The organism is Streptomyces uncialis, from assembly GCF_001905345.1.
Classification (GTDB): domain Bacteria; phylum Actinomycetota; class Actinomycetes; order Streptomycetales; family Streptomycetaceae; genus Streptomyces; species Streptomyces uncialis.
This window is the reverse complement of the sequence record NZ_LFBV01000002.1, coordinates 472,463-485,791: the sequence shown is the minus strand read 5'-3', so window position 1 is coordinate 485,791 and position 13,329 is coordinate 472,463. Positions and strand designations below refer to the sequence as shown.

Here is a 13,329-nt window from a genome sequence, read left to right as displayed (position 1 = left end):
TCCGAGCATCGTCGCATGACCACCTCCCCCCGTGCCATGGCCGGCGGCGGCGCACCGGCGGACGGCCCCGGCGGCGTCCCGCTCCCGGGCCCCGCCACCCCCCGGCTGCCCTGGCCGCCCCTGCTGGCGCTCTTCACCGCCGCCTTCACCGCCGTGCTGACCGAACTCCTCCCGGCCGGGCTGCTGCCCGCGATGAGCCGGTCCCTGGACGTCCCCGAGGGCCGTATCGGGCTGCTCGTCACCGGGTACGCCGTCGCCTCGTTCCTCGCCGCGATCCCGCTCACCGCCGCCCTGCGGGCGCTGCCGCGACGTACGGTGCTGCTCGCCGCGCTCGCCGTCCTCGCGCTGGCCAACGCCGTGACCGCGCTCTCGGCGAGCTACCCCCTCACCTTCGCCGCGCGGCTCCTCGCGGGCGCGGCCGGGGGCACGATGTGGGCGATGCTCGCCGGATACGGCGCCCGGCTCGCGCCGCCGCGACTGCGGGGACGTGCCATCGCCGTCGTCCTCGCCGGGATCACCGTCGCCCTGTGCGCCGGGGTGCCCGCCGCCACGGCGCTGGGCTCGCTGGTCGGGTGGCGTGCCGCGTTCGCGGGGCTCACCGCCGTCGCCGCCGTCCTGCTGCTGTGGGTCCGGCTCGGGGTGCCCGATCTGCCCGGGACCCGCAAGGCGGAGCGGATGCCGCTGTCCCGGGTCGCGACCACGGCGGGTGTTCCCGCGGTGCTGTGCGTGACGCTGTTCCTGCTGCTCGGCCATCAGACGCTGTACACGTATCTCGTCCCCTTCGCCGCGCACCACGGGTTCGGCGCGGCCGGACCGCTCCTGTTCGTCTTCGGGTGCGGCACGCTGGCCGGGGTCTGGACGGCGGGACTGATCGCCGACCGCTTCCTGCGGCCGGGGCTGGTCGGGGCGCTCGGCGCGGTCGCCGGAAGCCTCGCGCTCCTGGGGGCCACCGGGCAGGTCCCGGCGGCCCTGGTGGCGGGCGTCGCGGTGTGGGGCGCGGCGTTCGGCGCGGCTCCGACCCTGATCCAGACCGCGCTGGTCGCCGTCTCCGGCCCCCGGGACGCCGAGGTGGCGACCGCCCTCCAGGCGACCGTCTACAACGTGGGCATCGCCGGTGGCTCCTCGGCGGGCGCCCTGCTGCTGGAGCGCGCCGGGCCGGGCGCGCTCCCGTGGCAGGCGGCCGGTCTGGCGGCGGTGGCGCTGCTGGTGGCGCCGGTCGTGGGACGGCGCCTCACCGGACGGTAGAACCGCCCGCGGCGGCCGGGGAGCCGGAACCGGGCACTGGAAGGTCTTCCCCGCGCGGGTTTGCGGAACGGGGGCGCGGGAGGACGATGGAAGACATGGACCGCGACAACGCCCGGGGCGACGACGTGTACCAGCCCGACGGCTCCGAGGTGCAGGACGACGAGGGGCTGCTGGACGCGTCCGACACCCTGGTCGCCGAGGACGTGGACGACCCCCTCGACCGGGGGTACTCACCGCCCGACCGGCCACGTGCCGTGGACCGCGAGGGACTCACCTTCGCCGAGCAGCTGCGCGGCGAGACCCTTGACGAACGCCTCGCGGAGGAACTCCCCGATGTCTCCGAGCCCGAGGGCGACGGCATCGGGGACGCGCTGGACACCGACGGCGAACCACGGGACGCCGAGGTCGGCGACACCCGCGCGGGCCGTCTGGTCGCCCCCGGCGAAGGGGCGCACGAGAACCCGGTAGGAGACCTCGTCGCCGAGGACGTCGGCATCGACGGCGCGGCGGCGTCCGCCGAGGAGGCCGCCGTCCATCTCGTCGAACCGGACAGCGGCAGCGGATTCGCTTGACGAACCCCGCCGCGCGGGGCGGGGCCGTGTACGCGGGCCGGGCAGCGGCGACCGCGATGCGGCCGCTCCCGAAAACCATTTCCCCGCCACCCGCCCCGTCTGCTTGGGTCGGCCGGTGAACGTGACCCGAAACGCCCTGCTGCGCTGGCAGTTCGACCTGACCTGGTCCCTCTTCGAGTACCACCTGGAGCGGCTGGAGCCCGCCGACTTCCTTGCCGAGCCCGCCGCTCATGTCTGGACCGTCCGGCCCACCGCCGACGGCACCTGGGCGCCCGACTGGGCGGACACCGAACCCGACCCCGTCCCCGTGCCCACGATCGGCTGGCTGACCTGGCACATCGACTGGTGGTGGTCCACCGCGCTCGACCACGTCCAGGGCCGGGCGCCCCGCGACCGGACGACGGTCACCTGGCCCGGCGACGGAGCCGCCGCCGTCGCCCGGCTGCGTTCCTTGCGCGACGAGTGGACGGCACACCTCGACACCCTCACCGACGGCGACCTGGACGCCGCCGCCCCCTCCCTCTGGCACGCCGACCCCGACCACAAGGTCGCCCATCTGCTGGCCTGGGTGAACGCGGAGCTGATGAAGAACGTCACCGAGATCGGTCAGCTCCGCCTGCTGCGCGCCGCCTCCTGACCGCCTGTCCGCCCGGCCGGGTGGCAGGGGAAGGCCCTGGCCAGGGGACCCGTACCCGACCGGGGCCCCTACCTGACCGGGGCCGCCCTACCCGGCAGGGGCGGCCGTGCTCTGCTCGGCCGCCGGGGGACGCCAGTTGGCCACGTAGTCGTCCGTCGCCGTCTCCAGCCCCACATCGTGCTGGGCCTGATCGCACAGGAACCAGCGGTGCTCCAGCAGCTCATGGAAGATCTGCGCCGCGTCCAGCTGCTTGCGGATCTCCAGCGGCACAGCCCGGACCGTCGGCCGGAACACCTCCCGCACCCAGCGGTGGGCCAGCACCTCGGGGCGCGCGCCCAGCGGGTCGCCCGGCGCGTAGTCGTCCTGGGTCGCCATCCAGCTCTCCAGGTCGCTCAGCAGCCGCCGCGCCTGGTTCTCCTCCGCGTCCAGCCCGGTCAGCCGCAGCAACTGGCGCTGATGATGGCCCGCGTCGACGACCTTCGGCACGAAGGTGACCGTGTCGCCCTCGTTCCCCTGGCTGATCTGCATCTCGGCGACATCGAACCCGAGGTCGTTGAGCCGCCGTATCCGCCGGTCGATGTAATGCCGCTTGTCCACCGGGTACACCGACTGCCGGGTCAGCTCGGTCCACAGCTCGCCGTACCGCGCGCAGATCGTCGTACCGAACTCGATCGGATCGACCGAGGGGTGCAGCGCCCCCGACGCCTCCAGGTCCATCAGCTCGCCCGCGATGTTCACCCGGGCCAGATCGATGTCATACGTCCGCTGGCCGTCGCTCAGCCGCTCGTGCATCTCGCCGGTCTCGGCGTCCACCAGATATGCCGCGAAGGCCCCCGCGTCCCGGCGGAACAAGGTGTTCGACAGCGAGCAGTCGCCCCAGGCGAACCCCGCGAGATGCAGCCGCACCAGCAGCACCGCCAGGGCGTCCATCAGCCGTCCCATCGTGGACGGCCGCATCGTCGTCTCGAACATCGAGCGGTACGGGAGCGAACCCTTCAGATGGCGGGTGATGAGCACCGGCTCCAGCGGCTCACCCGCCGAGTCCGCCCGCCCGGTGACCACCGCCAGCGGGTCGACGCCGGGTATGCCCACCCGGTCCAGCACCCGCAGCAGCTCGTACTCGCGCAGCGCCGGACGGGCCGCCAGCTCCTTGACCGCCACCACCTCGTCCCCGGCGCGGGCGTAACGCACCACATGCCGGGAGATTCCCCGGGGCAGGGACACCAGATGTTCCTCGGGCCAGTGTTCGAGGGGGGTGTCCCAGGGAAGGTCGAACAGGAGCGTCGGATGCTCGGGATTGGTCGCGCTGATCTGGAGAACCATGACCGTAAGCTACTTGCCGATACTCGCGCGAGGGGAACCGTTGAGGAGGGGCGGACACGTGGAGTGGCGGTTGGTGAGCGCCGGGGCGAGGGCGGTACCCGAACCGGCGGCGACCCCACTGGTGTGGTCGGGAGCCCTCCTCGGGTCGGGCCTGCTGGTCGGGGCGCTCAACCAGTTCGGTGACCCCGGTGAACCCCTGTGGCACTTCGTCGCGCTGTCCGCGCTCGCCGCCCTGCTCGGGGCCCGGGCCCGGGTGACGGCCGCGCCGGGTACCGCGGGGCTGTGCTGGCTGTTCTTCAACGCTTTCGGGATACCCCCGGCCGGGGTGCTCACCTGGGACAGCTCGGTGGATCTGCTGCGGATGTCCCTGCTCCTCGGCGCCGCGCTCGCCGGTACGGCCGTCGCCCGGGTGGCCAGCGCCCGCACGGCCTACCGCCGGATATCCCCGCACTGACCGGCTTCCGTCCCGCCCCGGCCGGTCGCACACAGAGGAACCCTGCACAGGGGAGCGGCCGCACACCGGAACGGCCGCACAGGGGGAACGGGCCGCATCTGGGAAACGGCAGCACACGGGAACGGCCGGCACCTGGGAAACGGCTGCACAACACCTCCCCACTCTTTCTTGCCCGGAGGGCTACCCGGAAGTAACCTCCGGCTGTTTGACTGCGCGGCGATCCCCCCTTTCACCCCCCGGTGCCGACCGCCGCCCCGGCCGGTCGGGCCTCCCCTCCCGAAAGGTGAGCCACGTGCCGCGCACCGCATCCCGCCGCAGCTCCCGCGCCCTTCTCGCCACTGCCCTCGTCGGCGCGACCCTCGGCGCCGCCGCGCCCCTCGCCACGGCCGCGCCCGCGCCGGACACCGCCCCCGAGCTGCGGATCGCCACGTACAACGCGTTCCTGTTCAGCCGGGGGCTGTACCCCAACTGGGGCCAGGACCACCGGGCCGCCGCCCTACCCCGGGCCGCCTCCTTCCGGGGCAACGACGTCGTCGTGGTGCAGGAGGCGTTCGACAACACCGCCTCCGGCGCCCTCCAGCGGGCCGCGTCCGCCGAGTACCCGCACCGGACCCCCGTCCTCGGCCGGGGCAAGGGCGGCTGGGACGCCACCGGCGGCGCCTACTCCGCGACCACACCCGAGGACGGTGGGGTGACCGTCCTCAGCAAGTGGCCCGTCCTCCGCAAGGAGCAGTACGTCTACAAGGACGCCTGCGGGGGCGACTGGTTCTCCAACAAGGGCTTCGTCTACACCGCGCTCGACGTCCGCGGCAGCACCGTCCATGTGGTCGGCACCCACGCCCAGTCCACCGACCCGGGCTGCGCCCCCGGACAGGCCGCCCAGGTCCGCGCCCGCCAGTTCAGGGAACTCGACAGGTTCCTGGACGCCAAGGACATCCCCGCCTCCGAACAGGTCGTCGTCGCCGGGGACCTCAACGTCGACTCGCACTCCGCCGAGTACGCCTCGATGCTCACCGACGCCGGTCTCGCCCCCGCCGAACACACCGGGCACCCGTACTCCTTCGACACCCGCGACAACTCCATCGCCCGCGAGCGCTACCCCGACGACCCCCGCGAGAACCTCGACCATGTCCTGTTCCGCGCGGACAACGCCCGCCCCGAGGGCTGGACCAACGAGGTCGTCGCGGAACGCCCCGCCCCCTGGACCGTCACCAGCTGGGGCACCACGTACACGTACACCGATCTGTCGGACCACTACCCGGTCCTCGGACACGCCCGCTGACCGGAGCCCGCACAGCGCGACGCCCGCCCCGGTGCGATACCGGGGCGGGCGCCAGGGGGAGCGGTCAGTCCACGACCGGTGAGGGTTCCACCGGCCCCTGCCGCTTCGACAGGGGAACCTTCTCCACCGTCTCCGGACGTGCGCCGACGGCGTCCTGGGGAGCGGGGCCGGCGGGGCCGTCACCGTCTCGGCGGGCCCGCCGCCACGCCGTGACCCGGGCCGCGACCGGCTCGGTCCAGCGGGCGGTCAGCGGACCGACGATCACAAGGATCAGGACGTACGCCGTGGCCAGCGGGCCGAGCTGCGGCTCGACCCCGGCGGTGACCGCCAGACCCGCGATGACGATGGAGAACTCGCCGCGCGCCACGAGCGTGCCACCGGCCCGCCAGCGGCCCTTGACCCCGATCCCGGCGCGTTTCGCCGCCCAGTAACCGGTGGCGATCTTCGTCCCGGCGGTGACCACGGCCAGCGCGAGCGCGGGCAGCAGCACCGGCGGAATGCTCGCCGGGTCCGTGTGCAGACCGAAGAAGACGAAGAACACCGCCGCGAACAGGTCCCGCAGCGGGCTCAGCAGCGTGTGCGCGCCCTCCGCGACCTCCCCGGACAGGGCGATACCCACCAGGAACGCGCCGACCGCCGCCGACACCTGGAGCTCCTGCGCGATACCGGCCACCAGGATCGTCAGACCCAGCACCACCAGGAGCAGCTTCTCCGGATCGTCGCTGGAGACGAACCGGGAGATGATGCGCCCGTACCGGACGGCCACGAACAGCACCAGACCGGCGACCCCGAGCGCGATCGCCAGCGTGACACTGCCCGCCGCGAGCGACACCCCGGCCACCAGCGCGGTGACGATCGGCAGGTACACCGCCATCGCCAGGTCCTCCAGCACCAGGATGCTGAGGACGACCGGCGTCTCACGGTTGCCGACCCGGCCCAGATCACCGAGCACCTTGGCGATCACCCCGGACGAGGAGATCCAGGTCACCCCGCCGAGGACCACCGCGGCCACCGGACCCCAGCCGAGCAGCAGCGCGGCGGCGGCGCCGGGCAGCGCGTTCAGCGCGAAGTCCACGGCGCCCGCCGGATACTGCGTCTTCAGATTCGACACCAGGTCACTGGCCGTGTACTCCAGCCCCAGCATCAGCAGGAGCAGAATCACACCGATCTCGGCCCCGGTCGCCACGAACTCCTCGCTCGCCCCGAGCGGCAGCAGCCCGCCCTGCCCGAAGGCGAGCCCGGCCAGCAGATAGAGGGGTATCGGGGAGAACCGGAGTCTGCCGGCTATCCGACCGAGCAGCCCCAGAGCGAGGATGATCGCACCGAATTCGATCAACAGGACCGCAGAATGCACGCTCTCACTCCTGCCCGAGAATGGTCGCCGCCGCTTCGACACCCTCACGGGTGCCGATGACGATGAGGGTGTCCCCGCCGGCCAGCCGGAAGTCGGGGGTGGGGGACGGAACCGCCCCCGAGCGCCGCAGCACGGCCACGACGGACGCGCCCGTGTCGGTGCGGATGCGCGTGTCGCCGAGCACCCGGCCGTTCCACAGCGAGACCGCCGTCACCTCCAGACGCTCGGCCACCAGGCCCAGATCGGTGGTGTGCAGCACGCTCGGGCTGTGGTGCTCCGGGGTCAGGGCGTCGATCAGGGACGCCGTCTCGGGAGCCGTCAGATGCATGGAATGCGCGCAGGCGTCCGGGTCGTCCGCGTGGTACATGTTCACCGTGCGGGTGCCGTCTCGATGGGCTACCACCGACAGATGTCGGTGTTCCCGTGTGGTCAGGTCGTACTGAACGCCGATCCCGGGCAGGGGCGTCGTACGCATCCGTGGAGCAGGCATGGCCTGTCCCCCCTCGTGTCGTCGTGTCGCTGTCTCGTGTCACACCGGTCGCCGACCGGGCCGACCAAGTCGATCATGCCGGTCACCGGGCCGCACCGACCGGGCCGTCCGGACGCCGCCGCACGGCCCGTCCGGACACGGCCCGGTCACCGTGAGTGCTCCGCGGAGCCGCCCCATGCTGCCATCAGCACCGGTCGCCCGACATGGGTGTCAGCACGGATGGACGGTCTCCCGTCCGCCGGGTGACACTGGTGGGGGAGAGGTCCGCGCCGCGGGTCCGCGGCGGTGGCACCACCGCCCCGCCATGTACGAGAGAGGGTATCGGGAGCGTGTCGCTGTTCTGGCGGATCTTCCTGCTGAACGCCGCCATGCTGGTCGTGGCCGCCGTACTGCTGCTGGGACCCGTGACCGTCTCCACCCCCGTCCGCCCAGGTGAGGCGCTCGCCGTCGGCGCCGGACTCGGCCTCATGCTGGCCGTCAGCGCCTTCATCCTGCGCATCGGCCTCGCCCCGCTCGGCCGGCTCAGCCGCGCCATGGCCACCGCCGACCTGCTGCGCCCCGGCGGCCGTCCCGCCGCCACCGGACCCGCCGAGATGGCCGAACTCATCGGCACCTACCACACCATGCTGGACCGCCTCGAACACGACCGCGCCAGCAGCACCGCCCGGGTCCTGTCCGCGCAGGAGGACGAACGGCAGCGCATCGCGCAGGAACTCCACGACGAGGTCGGCCAGACCCTCACCGCCGTCCTCCTCCAGCTCAAGAGGGTCGCCGACCGGACCCCCGGCGAACTGCGCGAGGAGGTGACACTCGCCCAGGAGGCCACCCGGGGCAGCCTGGACGAGATCCGCCGGATCGCCCGCAGGCTGCGCCCCGGTGTCCTCGACGAACTGGGACTGGTCAGCGCGCTGCGGGCGCTCGCCGCGGAGTTCCCCGACCATGACGTCCGGGTACGCACCCGCGTCACCGGCTTCCCCGCCCCCGGCGACGACGACCCCGGGGCGCCGCCCTCCCTCGGCCACGAGACCGAACTCGTCGTGTACCGGGTGGCCCAGGAAGCCCTCACCAATGTCGCCCGGCACGCTCACGCCTCCCACGTCACGCTGGAACTGCGACGGGTCTCCGACCGCGTCGAACTGCGGGTCATCGACGACGGCCGGGGCATCGGCTCCGCCGCCGAGGGCGCCGGCGTCCGGGGCATGCGGGAGCGGGCACTGCTCATCGGCGCCGAACTGGTCGTCGGCCCCCGCCAGGGCGCGACGGGCACCGAAGTGCTGCTCAGGGTCCACGACGAGGCGGAGGGCATCACCTCATGAACCCCCAGGTGACACGGTCCGCGCCGAACGCGCGCACCCGGCCCGCCCACCCCGCGCCCGCCGCCCGCAGCGGCCCACCGCACACCCCGCCCGGCCCACCGGGCCGCGACCGGCGGCCACCGGGCCCCGGGTCCCCGCCCCCGGCGCGCCCCGCGCCGGGCGGACCCCACCCGGCCGCGCACGGCCGCGCCCCGACCCGTATCCTCCTCGCCGACGACCACGCCCTGGTCCGGCGCGGGGTGCGGCTCATCCTCGACAGCGAACCCGACCTCACGGTCGTCGCCGAGGCCGGTGACGGCGCCGAGGCCGTGGCCCGCGCCCGCGCCACCGGCGTCGACCTCGCGATCCTCGACATCGGCATGCCCCGGATGACCGGCCTCCAGGCCGCCAGGGAACTCACCCGGCGCTTCCCCGCGCTGCGCATCCTCTTCCTGACGATGTACGACAACGAGCAGTACTTCTTCGAGGCCCTGAAGGTCGGCGCCAGCGGCTATGTGATGAAGTCGGTGGTCGACCGCGATCTGGTCGAGGCGTGCCGGGCCGCGATGCGCGACGAGCCGTTCGTGCATCCCGGCGCGGTCCCCGCGCTGGTCCGGGGCTATCTGGACCGCGTCCGCCAGGGCGAGCGGCTGCCCGTCCGGGCGATCACCGACCGCGAGGAGGAGATCCTCAAACTGGTCGCCGAGGGGCACACCTCCAAGGAGATCGCGGATCTGCTGGTCATCAGCGTCAAGACGGTGGAACGCCACCGGGCGAACCTGCTCCAGAAGCTCGGGCTCAAGGACCGCCTGGAGCTGACCCGGTACGCGATCCGCGCGGGACTCATCGACCCCTGAACCCGCCTCCCGGACACCGGGGGCGCGTGGCGCGCACCGGGCCGACGCGCCCCTCGCACGCCCCCGTGCTCCGTGTCCGCCCGTGTACTCGCCACATCCAGGGGCACACGGACCCCGTGACGGCAATCAGTGAACCCCGCAAGAGCCCGCCCCCCTCCCTCGACGTGCCCGCGCCCGTCCCCCGTGGACGGGTCCTGCTGCGGGTACTGGTCGCGACGGCGGCGTTCCTCGGGCTGGTCGCCTTCGCCGCCGTCCTGGCACGGCTGACCCTGACCCCGTCCCCCGCGTCGGAATCCATCGCCGGAGCCAATCTGCGGCCCGGCCACTCGCTGCGGCAGTACGCCGAGGACTACACCTTCCTCGCCGCCTGCAAGCAGCTCGGCGGCAATCTGCTGCTCGGCGCGCCGTTCGGCCTGCTGCTTCCGCTGCTGGTGCCCCGGCGGCTGCGGATGCTGCGGATGGTGCTGCTCACCGCGGCCGTGATGAGCCTGGTGGAACTCGTCCAGGGCGCCATCGTCCCGGGCCGCGCCTTCGACGTGGACGACGTCATCCTCAACACGAGCGGCGCGTTCCTCGCGTATCTGCTGCTCGGCCGACGGGTCTCCCGCCGCTACCATCACGCGCTGGCCCGCCGCACGGCACCCGCCGCCACCGATGACGGGACGCGCCCCGCGACGGGACCCGACACCGTACCGGTAGCCCCCGCGGCCCCTGACGACCACACCTCACCCGATACCCGTACGGCACCGGACATCGGTAAGGCACCAGCCGCCCGTACGGTGCCCGACACCCGCCCGGTGCCCGACGGCCCCGTGCGTCCGGCGCCACGGCTGTCCAAGCCGGAGCGGACGAAGGACGGCGCCGTCGCCCGGGCCGCCGCACGGCTGCGGCGACGGGACCGTTGAGGCGGCCCGCCCGCGCCCGGAGACCGCAGCTGACGCGCGCCGCTGGGCCGGACCCGGGCAGGTCCCGGCGTCAGGCCCGTGACGCGCGTACCGCCGCCAGCGCCCGGTCCGCGTGCACGCTCATCCGCAGCTCGCTGCGGACCACCTCCCGCACGGTACGGTCCGTGCCGATCACGAAGGTGACGCGCTTGGTGGGCGCCGGCGAGAACCCCCGCTTCACACCGAACAGTGTCCGGACCGTGCCGTCCGGATCGGCGAGCAGCGGGTAGCCGAGGGTGTGACGTTCCGCGAACTCCCGCTGGCGTTCCACCGGGTCCCCGCTGATCCCCACCGGCCGGGCGCCCGCCGCCCGGAACTCGGCGGCCAGGTCACGGAAGTGACATGCCTCGGCCGTGCAGCCGCTCGTCATCGCTGCCGGGTAGAAGAACAGCACCACGGGCCCGTCCCCGAGCAGTTCGGAGAGGGCGCGGGGGGTTCCGGTCTCGTCGGGGAGGGTGAAGTCCTCGACGGTGTCACCGACGTTCATGCGCGGCCAAGTCCCTTCGTCGGACCGGCCCGGACGGCTGGAGCGGTCCAGGGCGGGCGGTGGGCACGGGGCCCGGTCCGCCGGATGATGTCCCGGCGGATGCTCAGGACGGTAGCCGAGTACGTGTGGCGGATGTGCGGGGGGCTGATGTGCGGGGCCCGCGCATGCCACCGGCCGGTCCGCGTCTGCGCTGGACCGGCCGGCGGTCGTTCTCCCGCGTGGCTGCGGTACCGCTCCCGCCCGGTACCGCCTCTGCTCTCACCACCGCGGCGCGCGGGACGCCGGGGGCGGGGTTACGACTTGCCTCGTCCGGTTCTCATCGCCGCTCCCGTGCACACCAGTCCCAGCAGGAGCGTCAGCGCGCCGATGACGATGTTGTTGATGACGACGCCGGTGTCGGGGCTGCTGCCCACGATCCAGGGCGCGACGATCAGCCAGACACCCATGGCGCAGATGGCCCAGCTCAGCCCGTACATCCTGGCGGGCATGACGGCGAACCCGATGGCCAGCGCCGCTATGGCGACGCCCATGATCAGGTTGTGGGTCGCGAGGGTGGACTGGCTGCTCGCGAAGTGGACCGTCCAGGGGGAGATGGCGCAGTACAGACCCACGAGGAACAGTGGTCCGTCCACAAGCGTCACATCGCGACCACCGAGCACACGATCGTGCCGGGCCCGCATTTCGGAGGCATCAGGGTGGCTCGTGATGTCCGCCCTGTGGTGTGAGACGTCGGCCATGGGACTCGCTCTCCTTCGTTCCGCTCGTCCGACCGCATGGTGTGCGGCTTTTCAGTGCTTATGTCCATAGTGCTCTCATTTTTTCTTTATGTGTAGGGCGCTGAGGTGGGAGTTCCGGGAAATCCGTTCACCCCCCATCGGCCTCCGCGCGGCCGGACCCGGCCACCCCGGCCCGGCCGCTCACGACCGCCCCGGAGCGGCTCCGTGGCCGGGCCGGGCGGGCACCCGGACGGCATACTGGAGGCATGGACGCCGTGCCCCGTCCCGAGCGCGGGCCGGAGGGCGAGTTCCGGGAGTACGTCTGGGCCGGACCTCTCCTCGGCGCCGCCGCCGGTCTCGGCGGACTGGTCGTGTCCGCCGTCGGCTACCGCTCCGGAGGGCTGCCGCCCGTGCTGCACCGGGGGCTGCCGTCACCGTCCCTGACGCTGCTCTTCTCCCTCGACGGACCCGTCGTGGGCGGCGACAGCGCCGGTCAGGCACGGTCCGCGGACGCCATCCGCACCGACATCGTCGTCGGCGGACTGCACCAGCGACCCGTGTATCTGGAGCAGCCCCCGCACGAGGAGGGCATCCAGCTCGATCTGCATCCGCTCGCCGCCCGCGCCCTGCTGGGCCTGCCCGCCGGGGCCCTGGCCACCCAGTCCGTGATCCCCGGTGCGGAAGTGCTCGGCGCCCGCGCCGCCGAGATACGCGACCGGCTGCGCGGGACCGACGACTGGGCACGGCGGTTCGCCCTGCTCGCCGCGTACCTCCGGCGCCGCGCGGCGGACGCCCACCCGGACCGCGCGGTGCGGCCCGAGGTCGCCGAGGCGTGGACATGGCTCGCCCAGCACCGGGGCGCCGGCACCCTGGAGGGCCTGTCCCGTCACGTGGCGCTCGGACCGCGCCGACTGGGCACGCTGTTCCGCGCCGAGACCGGGCTGAGCCCCAAACGGGCGGCCCGCATGATGCGCTTCCAGCACGCCCGGTCCGCGGTGGTCCGCGCGGCCGGCGGCGGCCCGCTGGACCTGTCCGGGGTGGCCGCCGGATGCGGCTACTTCGACCACTCCCACCTGGTCCGGGACTTCCATCAGTACACCGGGGTCAGCCCCACCGCGTGGCTCGCCGAGGAGTGCCGGAATATCCAAGCCGGTGCCCATCGGTACGAAGCACAGTGGGAGGCATGAACAGCAACCGGAGCATCCACGAGACCAAGAGCGAGGCCGTCCGCGCCGCCACCAGGACCCGGCAGGACGCGGGCGTCTGGCTCACCCTCCAGGCCCACGACGCGCCCGCGCTGATCGACTTCCTCGTCGGCACCGTCGGCTTCCGCCGCACGGCCGTGTACCAGGACGGAGAGATCGTCGAACACGCTCAGCTGGACTGGCCCGAGGGCGGGGGAGTCATGCTCGGGTCGTACCGCCCGGACAGCCCCGTGACCCTCATGCCCGGCACGGCCGGCGCGTACGTCGTCACCGACCATGTCGACGCCCTGTACAGGCGGCTCGCGGACGCGGGAGTCAGGATCACCCGCGAGATCCAGGACCGCCCCTACGGCAGCCGGGGGTTCACCATCCAGGACCCGGAGGGCAACGCCTGGGCCTTCGGCACCTACCGCGGGGAACCCGCCTGAAGCGCCCCGCTCCCGCCCCCGGCCCAGCCCGGGGCCGGGA

At 73.3% G+C, this 13,329-nt stretch carries 15 protein-coding genes; 10 read left to right on the top strand and 5 right to left on the bottom strand.

Going from position 1 to position 13,329, the window contains the following annotated elements; translation table 11 throughout:
• Positions 1–15: 15 nt before the first annotated feature.
• The 3 genes from AB852_RS10465 (at position 16) to AB852_RS10455 (ending at position 2,454) form a co-directional block, all read left to right on the top strand.
• On the top strand, positions 16–1,245 hold the full coding sequence (locus AB852_RS10465) for an MFS transporter (protein ID WP_245876710.1): 1,230 nt from the start codon (positions 16–18) through the stop codon (positions 1,243–1,245).
• Positions 1,246–1,340: 95 nt separating this feature from the next.
• On the top strand, positions 1,341–1,817 hold the full coding sequence (locus AB852_RS10460) for a DUF5709 domain-containing protein (RefSeq protein WP_073786320.1): 477 nt from the start codon (positions 1,341–1,343) through the stop codon (positions 1,815–1,817).
• A gap of 115 nt (positions 1,818–1,932) precedes the next feature.
• A complete protein-coding gene (locus tag AB852_RS10455; RefSeq protein WP_073786318.1) occupies positions 1,933–2,454 on the top strand; it encodes a DinB family protein in 522 nt (173 codons plus the stop codon).
• 87 nt (positions 2,455–2,541) lie between these two features.
• Here the strand turns inward: AB852_RS10455 and AB852_RS10450 are convergent, their stop codons facing one another.
• Positions 2,542–3,777, bottom strand: a complete 1,236-nt coding sequence (locus tag AB852_RS10450) for a DUF4032 domain-containing protein (protein ID WP_073786316.1) — start codon at positions 3,775–3,777, stop codon at positions 2,542–2,544.
• A 58-nt stretch (positions 3,778–3,835) separates the two neighbouring features.
• Here AB852_RS10450 and AB852_RS10445 point away from each other — a divergent pair, with 58 nt between their 5' ends.
• The gene (locus AB852_RS10445; protein ID WP_245876709.1) at positions 3,836–4,231 is read left to right on the top strand and encodes a hypothetical protein; all 396 of its coding nucleotides are present in this window, start codon (positions 3,836–3,838) and stop codon (positions 4,229–4,231) included.
• Between the two features lie 292 nt (positions 4,232–4,523).
• Positions 4,524–5,513: a sphingomyelin phosphodiesterase gene (sph, locus tag AB852_RS10440; RefSeq protein WP_073786311.1), complete on the top strand. Its 990-nt coding sequence runs from the start codon at positions 4,524–4,526 to the stop codon at positions 5,511–5,513.
• Between the two features lie 64 nt (positions 5,514–5,577).
• Here sph and AB852_RS10435 read toward each other — a convergent pair whose 3' ends face one another.
• Both AB852_RS10435 and AB852_RS10430 read right to left on the bottom strand, forming a co-directional pair.
• Positions 5,578–6,867 (bottom strand): cation:proton antiporter, encoded by a 1,290-nt coding sequence (locus tag AB852_RS10435; protein ID WP_073786308.1) that lies wholly within the window; start codon positions 6,865–6,867, stop codon positions 5,578–5,580.
• A 4-nt stretch (positions 6,868–6,871) separates the two neighbouring features.
• The gene (locus AB852_RS10430) at positions 6,872–7,357 is read right to left on the bottom strand and encodes a cation:proton antiporter regulatory subunit (protein ID WP_073786306.1); all 486 of its coding nucleotides are present in this window, start codon (positions 7,355–7,357) and stop codon (positions 6,872–6,874) included.
• A gap of 329 nt (positions 7,358–7,686) precedes the next feature.
• Between AB852_RS10430 and AB852_RS10425 the strand changes: the two genes are divergently transcribed.
• The 3 genes from AB852_RS10425 to AB852_RS10415 all read left to right on the top strand — a co-directional run bounded on the left by AB852_RS10425 (position 7,687) and on the right by AB852_RS10415 (position 10,414).
• On the top strand, positions 7,687–8,673 hold the full coding sequence (locus tag AB852_RS10425; protein ID WP_073786303.1) for a sensor histidine kinase: 987 nt from the start codon (positions 7,687–7,689) through the stop codon (positions 8,671–8,673).
• The gene (locus AB852_RS10420; protein WP_079184491.1) at positions 8,670–9,509 is read left to right on the top strand and encodes a response regulator; all 840 of its coding nucleotides are present in this window, start codon (positions 8,670–8,672) and stop codon (positions 9,507–9,509) included. The genes AB852_RS10425 and AB852_RS10420 overlap by 4 nt, the downstream gene beginning before the upstream one ends.
• A 116-nt stretch (positions 9,510–9,625) precedes the next feature.
• A complete protein-coding gene (locus AB852_RS10415; RefSeq protein ID WP_425444159.1) occupies positions 9,626–10,414 on the top strand; it encodes a VanZ family protein in 789 nt (262 codons plus the stop codon).
• A gap of 70 nt (positions 10,415–10,484) precedes the next feature.
• Here AB852_RS10415 and AB852_RS10410 read toward each other — a convergent pair whose 3' ends face one another.
• Positions 10,485–10,940, bottom strand: coding sequence for a peroxiredoxin (locus AB852_RS10410; protein WP_073786299.1), 456 nt, complete (start codon positions 10,938–10,940; stop codon positions 10,485–10,487).
• Between the two features lie 293 nt (positions 10,941–11,233).
• Entirely contained in the window at positions 11,234–11,677 is a 444-nt protein-coding gene (locus AB852_RS10405; RefSeq protein ID WP_073786297.1) for an SPW repeat protein, read from the bottom strand.
• 245 nt (positions 11,678–11,922) lie between these two features.
• Between AB852_RS10405 and AB852_RS10400 the strand changes: the two genes are divergently transcribed.
• Complete coding sequence (locus tag AB852_RS10400) at positions 11,923–12,843, top strand: AraC family transcriptional regulator (protein WP_079184490.1); 921 nt, start codon at positions 11,923–11,925, stop codon at positions 12,841–12,843.
• Positions 12,840–13,289, top strand: coding sequence for a VOC family protein (locus tag AB852_RS10395; RefSeq protein WP_079184586.1), 450 nt, complete (start codon positions 12,840–12,842; stop codon positions 13,287–13,289). Before AB852_RS10400 ends, AB852_RS10395 begins: the two co-directional genes overlap by 4 nt.
• The last annotated feature ends 40 nt before the right edge of the window (positions 13,290–13,329 follow it).